Origin of the sequence: uncultured Thiodictyon sp. (assembly GCF_903828115.1) — a bacterium.
GTDB lineage: Bacteria > Pseudomonadota > Gammaproteobacteria > Chromatiales > Chromatiaceae > Thiodictyon.
The window spans coordinates 1-7,631 of the sequence record NZ_CAIKKU010000711.1; the positions used below are offsets into that span (position 1 = coordinate 1).

At 71.1% G+C, this 7,631-nt stretch carries 2 protein-coding genes; both read right to left on the minus strand.

The features are described 5' to 3' along the window. Positions 1-226: 226 nt before the first annotated feature. Entirely contained in the window at positions 227-4,492 is a 4,266-nt protein-coding gene (locus QZY48_RS26725; protein ID WP_295436591.1) for a PAS domain S-box protein, read from the minus strand. Continuing rightward, positions 4,485-7,223, minus strand: a complete 2,739-nt coding sequence (locus QZY48_RS26730) for a PAS domain S-box protein (protein ID WP_295436592.1) — start codon at positions 7,221-7,223, stop codon at positions 4,485-4,487. The genes QZY48_RS26725 and QZY48_RS26730 overlap by 8 nt, the downstream gene beginning before the upstream one ends. Between the last annotated feature and the right edge of the window lie 408 nt (positions 7,224-7,631).

Genomic DNA, 7,631 nt, shown 5'->3' on the forward strand with positions numbered 1-7,631 from the left:
CCGGCTAAAGCCTCGACCTCCTGTCCCCTGCGGCCGGAACGACGATCAAGGCCGGCTCGCACCAAGGATCGAGGCCGGAGAAAACCTCTGGGACGGGCTCACAAAGACACAAAGACACAAAGAAAAACAGATCATTCGTTTGCCGCGGCGACCCGTGATGATGGGCATCGCTCTCGCTCTGCCCATCCTACAAGATACCCACCCACCGCGGAGGCTTCACCGGCCGCTAACCAGCCACCACAGTTCCGCTACGCGGGCGCACACCGGTCTTGGCCAGGATCGCGCCGCGCAGGACCGCGGGGTCCAGCGGCTTGCGCAGGACCGTCGGGCGTTCGCTCAGTTCGTCGAGTGCGCTCAAGGCGTCCTTCTGACCGGTCATCAGGATGACCGGCAGCCCGGGGCGCTCCTGCGCCAGGCGTTGCTGGAGATGGATGCCGTCCAGGATCGGCATGGCGATGTCGGAGAGCACCAGGTCGAAGGCAGCGTCGCGTTCCAGGAGCTCGAGGCAGGCCTGACCATGCTCCGCCTGGCCCAGGCGGGCGCCGTCCAGGGCCAGGAGCCGGCCGACCGCCTCGCGCACCCGCGGGTCGTCTTCCACCACCAGCACCCGCAGGCCGGAGAGCGGTGCGGGTGCGGTGCCGTCCGCACTGGCCGCGGGCGCGGGCGGACCGACCGGGAGCGATCGCGACGCGCCCGAACCCTCGGCGATCCCGACGGCGGGGGCCTCCCGGGGCAACAGCAGGGTAAAGCAGGTCCCGTGCCCGGGTTGCGACTCGACCGTCAGGCCGGCCCCGGAGCGGGTGACGAACTCCTGCACCATGAAGAGCCCGAGGCCGTGACCGCGCTGGCGCGCCTTGGTGGAAAACAGGGGGTCGAAGATCCGGGCAAGCAGGCTCGGTGCAATACCGCTGCCGGTGTCCGTGACCCGCAGCGCGATACAGTCCATGGACGCCACGGCGCCCACCGCCAGGGGGGGGTGCCCATCCCAGCGAATGGGCTGCGCGTCGATGGACAGGACGCCGCCGTCGGGCATGGCGTCACGCGCGTTGAAGGCGAGATTGAGCAATGCCGACTGGAGAAAGGCACCGTTGCTCCAGGCCAGGGTCCCGGGGGCGACGGCGACCCGCAGGTCGATCGCGGCGGGGAGGACCTGACGCAGGATGCGCTCCAGTTCGGCGACCGTCGGCGCCAGGTCCACCGACTCCAGGGGCACGCCGCCGGCGCGGCTCAGCGAGAGCATCCCGGAGGTGACGACCTTGGCCTGACCCAGGGCGCTTTGGGTCTCCTCCATGACCTGGCGCAGTTGCGGGTCGGCCGGGGCCAGGTCGCCGAGGCGCGCCTCGAGATAGTAGACATTGGCGTCGATGACACCGAGCAGGTTGTTGAAGTCATGGGCGATACCGCTCGCCAGGTGACCGATGGTCTCGCGCCCCTTGGCCTGTACCAGGTCGTGCTGGACCTGCTCCTGGTAGCGGATCGAGGCCACCCGCTGGGCAATGAGACGGATGATCTGACGCCCGGGTCCATCCAGGTCCAGCGACGGCTCGGGCCCCCACAGCGACAGGATCAGGGTATCGGCCTGTCCGTCCGGGCGCGGGCAGGTGAAGGCCATGGCGACACAGGCGCGCAGGCCCGCGCTGAGCGCCGCGGCGGGCAGCCGCTCCGACCCCAGGACACAGGGGCTGCCCAGGTGCGTCAAGGTCTCGACGACCAGGGCGCGGCTGATCTCGGGGGTGAACCCGTTGCCGGTCTCGTCGTTGGCCGCGAACAGCACGCGCTGACCGCGTTCCTCGTCCATCATCACCAGGACCGCCGCGCCCACCCCCGAACGACGGCAGCCCAGCCACAGCAGGCTGCTGACCTGTTCGGCGGGCGGCAGCGGCAGGCTGATGAGGTCCGCGAATTCCTCGAGCTGGAGGTTGTACCGGGTCAGGGCCGCCTCGAGCGCCTGCTGACGCTGCGTCGCGGCGCGCTGCTCGGTGATGTCCTGCACCGTACCCCGCGAGCGCAGCGGCGTGCCGTCGGCGGCGTAGTCGGTCTCGCTGCGCTCATAGACCCACTTGACCCGACCGTCCGGCGTCAGCAGCCGGTGCTCCAGTTCGTAGGGGATACGCTTGGCGACCGACTCCCGATACACCCGGTCGAGCAGGGCCCGATCCTCCGGGTGGATGCTGGTCAGCATACCCTCGTAGCAGGGTTCAAAGCACTGCGGGTCCTGTTCAAAGATGCGGAACGCCTCCGGTGACCAGGACACGCGGTCATGGACGATGTCGAACTCCCAGGACCCCAGCCGGGCGATCTCTTGGGCCTTGAGCAGTGACTCCTGGCTGAGTTCCAGGGCCAGGCGCGCCGCGCGCTCGGCGGTCACGTCGGTGAAGAAGGCGACCAGGGTCGATGCCTGACCCAGCCGCATCAGACCGGGGGACACCTTGCAATAAAAGGTGCCGCCGTCGCGGCGGCGGCAGGGCAGTTCCAGGGCGGTCGCCAGATCGCCCTGCGCCATCCGGGCGAATTCGGCCGCGACTTGGGGCAGCGACTCCACCGGGTGCATGTCATCCACCCGCAGCCCCTGCCACTGGGCGGGGCCGTAGCCGAAGAGGTGCAGCATGGACCCGCTGCACCACAGCAGACGCCGGGTGAGCGGGTCCGCCTCGACGATGCCGTGGGGCGAGGCCTCAATGATCGCCCGCAACCGCCGCTCGGTCTGCTGGAGCCGGGTGATGTCCGCGAAGCTGGTGAAGACCCGGAAGGGCCTGGACTCACCGGGCCTGACTTCAGGGCGTGCGTGGACCAGCAGCCAACGGGTATCGCCGGTCAGGGGGTTGATGACGCCCATCACGGCCGCGCCCGGGTCCTGCCCCGTGCGCAGGGCGACCATGGCCGGGTGCTCCGCGGCCGGGAGCGGGCTGCCGTCCTCGCGCAACACCTGCCAGGGCAGGTCCGCGATACCCGTGCCAAGCAGTCGCTCGGGCGACTGCCCGAGCAGGCGCAGGGCGGCCGGATTGGCGTCCGTGATGGTCCCCTGGTCATCCCGGTAGATCACCCCCTCGGCCATGGTCTCGAAGAGGTTGCGGAAGCGCCGCTCGCTCTCCAGGAGGGCCCGGAAGTTCGCGGCCAGTGACCGCGCCATCTCGGCCACGGCGTCCGCCAGGTCGCCGGTCTCGGCCAGCAGGCCGGGGACCGGCGCGGGCCAGGGACGATCCTCGCGGATGGCCGCCGGCAGGGCGCGGCTGTCGTCGGCCAGTGCGCGCAGGGGCCGCGCGATGCGCCGGCTCAGGCGGTGCGCCACCAGCAACCCCAGCAGGGCGACGGCCAGCAGCAGCACCAGGAGCCGCACCGTCGCCCACTGCAACTGATCGATCAGGGGGGCGGCGTGCAACTCCATGACCAGGCTAACGCCCTGGGGCGGTGTGCCCGCGGGATCGGGGGGAAAGGCTGCCTCGAGGGCCGGGATCGCGTGGACCGGGATCGCCATGCGGTAAAGGGCTGCGTGCCACAGGGCCAGGCGCGAGGAATAGCGACCGCTCGGCAGGATCAGCGAGAGACCGGGAGCGGCGGTGGGAATAACCTGGCCCGGTCTGGCTTGCCGGCCGAAGACCCAGGTCAGGGGCGACCAGGCCGCGGGCACCTGGGTCTCGGGCACTGGGGCCAGCCCCCGCTCCAGGCGCAGTTGGGGGGCGCAGGAGGCGGGCAGGTGCTCGGCCAGCACACTGCGCATCACTTGCAGTTGCGCCTCGACGACGGCGGGGTCGGCACCGCGGCCCGGCGGCAGTGCCACCAGTTGATGGACCGCGAGTTCGCCGAAGAGCCGCAGGCGATCCGCCTGGGCGGCCTCCAGCCGGTCCTTAAGATCCCGATTCTCCCAGGCGTTGAGCAGGAGCAAGGGGACCAGCAGCGCGGCCAGCAGGACCCCGAACAGGACCTGGGCCAGCGGCAGCGAGGACTTGCGCCGGGTCAGGAGCACGCCGGCCACCAGGACCAGATCGGCCAGCGCGGCGTTGAGGATGCCGTTCTCCGCCTGCTTGACGGCAATGAGCAGGGTCGCCGTCCAACTCAACCCCAGCGCGAACCGATGGGCCAGCAGCGCGAGCGGGACACCGAGCAGGAGCCAGTACAGGGCCGCGGAGACCGCGAGCGGCGGCGGGGCCAACCCGCGGCGGCGCGCCCGGTCCCGGTGCCAGCCGACCGCCGCGACCTCGGCCAGGAAGGTCAGCAGGGCATAGGGGTGGCCCCACAGCAGCCAGGTGTAGGCGCCCCCGACCAGGGCCGCCAGCAGGCCGGCCCCGGTCCCCAGCCAGGCCAGGGCCAGCATCACGGCGATGGAGCCGAACAGGAAGTCGACCCCGAAGCTGGCCGGCAGACTGAACCAATTGCCGAGGAGCGCGGCGAGTGCCAGGGCCCCCATGAGCAGTAGGCGTGCAAGCCCCTTGGGGGGCGGGGATTGCGGGGCCAGCGGCTCGCGCGGGGGGCCGGCGGTGGTGTCGCTATTCAACTGCGGCTCCCGCGGTGTGTTGATTGCCTTCGCCTTTGGCCTGCATCAGGTCGCGCTGGCCCTGCTCCTGGTAGCGGACCGCGGCAATCTGCTGGGCGATGAGGCGGATGATCTGGTGCCCGGGTCCGCCCAGGTCCAGGGTCGGCTCGGGCCCCCACAGGGACAGCACCAGGGTGTCGGTGCGTCCGTCCGCACGCGGGCCGGCGAAGGCCAGGGCGACGCAGGAGCGCAGGCCCGCAGCGAGCGCCGCGCCGGGCAGCCGCTCCGGCCCCAGTACCACCGGGCTGCCCGGATGCGTCAAGACCTCGTCGAGAAAGGCGCGCTCGAGACCGCGCGCGACCCCGTCGCGGGTGTCGTCAGGGGCCGCGAACAGCACCCGGTGGCCGCGTTCCTCGTCCATGATGACCAGGACCGCCGCGCCCAGGCCCAGGCTGCGGCAACCGAGCGACAGCAGGGTGCCGACCTGTTGGGCGAGCGGCAGCGGCAGGCTGATGGCGTCCACCAGGTCCTCGAGCTGGGCGTTGTAGCGGGTCAGGGCCAGGCGTGCCTGGAATTCGGCGGTCACGTCCGTGAAGAAGGCGACGAGCATCGTCTCCGTGCCCAGGCTCGCCAGGCCCGGGGACAGCTTGCAATAGAAGGTACTGCCGTCGCGGCGGCGGCAGGGCAGGTCCAGGGCGGGCGCCAGATCGGCGCGGGCCATGCGCTCGAATTCGGCCAGGACCCGGGGCAGGGACTCGACCGGATGCAGGTCCTCCACCTTGAGCCCCTGCCACTGGGTGGGACCACAGCCGAAGAGGCGCAGCATGGACCCGCTGCACCACAGCAGACGCCGGGTCAGTGGGTCCACCTCCACGATCCCGTGGGGCGAGACATCGAGGATGGCCCGCAGCCGATGCTCGGTCCGTTTGAGCCGGGTGATGTCCGCGAAGCTGGTGAAGACCCGATAGGGCCTGGATTCACCGGGCCTGACTTGCGGGCGGGCATGGACCAGCAGCCAGCGGGTGTCGTTGGCCTGTCGGTTGAGTATGCCGACGACGGCCTCGCCCGAATCCTGACCCGTGCGCAGGGCGACCATGGGCGGGAGTTCCTCGCCCAGGAAGGGCAGCCCGTCCTCCCGTATCGCTTGCCAACGCGGGTCCAGCGGGTCACGGCCCCGCAGCGCCTTGAGCGACAGGCCCAGCAGGCGCTGCGCCGCCGGATTGGCGTCCGTGATGACACCGTCGGCCCCGTGGCAGACCACCCCCTCGGCCATGGTCTCGTAGAGGGTGCGGTAACGCTCCTCCTGCTCGGCCAGGACCAGGTTCAGTGCCTCACGCTGGTCGCGTTCCTCGCGTAGCGCCCGGAAGCTCGCGGCCAGGGACCCCGCCATCTCGGCCACGGCATCCGCCAACTCACCGGTCTCCGCCAGCAGGCCGGGGACCGGCGCGGGCCAGGGCCGGTCCGCGCGGATGGCGGCGGGCAGCGCGCGACTGCCCGCCGCCAACCGGCGCAACGGCCGCACGATCCGCAAACTCAAGCCGGCCGCCACCGCCAACCCCAACAGGGTCACGCCCAGCAGCGACACCAGCACCCGCGTCGCCGCCCCCTGCACCTGATCGACCAGGGGCGCGGCGCGCCACTGCATGACGAGACTGAAATCCTGGGGCGGGGCGTCCGCGGCGCCCCCGGCGCCGGGGCCGCCGCGGGCGGGCGACGCCTGGGCGGGGAATTCCAGGCGATACACCGCGGCACGCCACAGGGCCACACGCGAGGGATAGCGGCCGCGCGGCAGGATCAACACGAGTCCCGGGACGGCGGTGGGAATGACCTGACCTGGTTTCGCCAAACTGCCGAAGACCCGGCTAAAGGGCGACGGGGTCGTGCCCGCCGGGGGCTGCGGCACCGGGGCCGGCCCCGGCTCCAGGCGCAGTTGGGGGTCGAATGACGGGGGCAGGTTCTCGACCAGCGCCGACCTCATGACCGCCAACTGCGCCTCCCGGGCGGCGGGGTCCGCGCCGCGGCCCTGCGAGTCGACCAGCAGTTGATGGACCGCGACTTCACCGAAGAGCCGCAGGCTGGTCGCCTGGGCGGCTTCCAACCGGTCTTTCAGGTCCCGGTTCTCCCAGGCGTTGAGCAGGATCGAGGGGATCAGCATCGCGGCCAGCAGGACACCGAACAGGACCTGACGTAAGGACAGCGCGGATTTCCGCCGGGTCAGCAGTGCGCCGCCCACCAGGACCAGATCGGCGAGTGCGGCGTTGAGGATGCCGTTCTGCGACTGTTTGGCGGCAATGAGCAGGTTCGGTATCCAGCCTATACCCAGCGTGACCCGGTAGGCCAGCAACGCCAGCGGGATACCGAGCAGGAGCCAGAACAGCGCCGCGGAGACCGCGAGCGGCGGCGTGGCCAACCCGCGGCGGCGCGCCCGGTCCCGGTGCCAGCCGACCGCCGCGGCCTCGGCCAGGAAGATGGGCAGGGCGTAGGGATGGCCCCAGAGCAGCCAGGTGTAGGCACCCCCGGCCAGGGCCACCACCAGGCCGGCCCTGGTCCCCAGCCAGGCCAGGGCCAGCATCACGGCGATGGAGCCGAACAGGAAGTCGACACCGAAGGCGAGCGGCAGACTGAACCGATTGCCGAGGAGCGCGGCGAGTGCCAGCGCGGCGATGAACAATAGGCGCTCAAGCCCTTGGGGGGCCGGCGCTACAGGGGCCCGGGGCTCGCGCGGGGGGCCGGCGGCGGCGTCGCTATTCAACTCTAGTCTCCCTCCGGCGTGTCGCTGCCCGTGGCCGGTTCATAGGGTTTCTGGTCAGCGGCGGGCCGCGCTGCCGGCCACGGGCCGCGGCGTCCGCTCGCTCAGGGCGCACCGGGGCCGCGGCTGGAGCGGTCCAGCCGCGGTCCCGGATGCGCCGGGACCCGCATTCATCCCGGCCTATGGGTCGCAAAACAGTCGATGATATACCGATTACCGGGAGGCTTGCGGTGTCCGGCCATACCAGGCAGTCGGTTTCTGAGGTGCTTTACAAGCCTTAACACTTAGGGCCTGACGGACGTGGCGGGACTCAGGCGGCCGCGCCGCGTGGCGACCGGGCGTTCTTACGGACCGGGCGTCGTTGTCGTTGTCGTTGTCGTAATCGCGGTCGGATTATTCGACAACGACAAC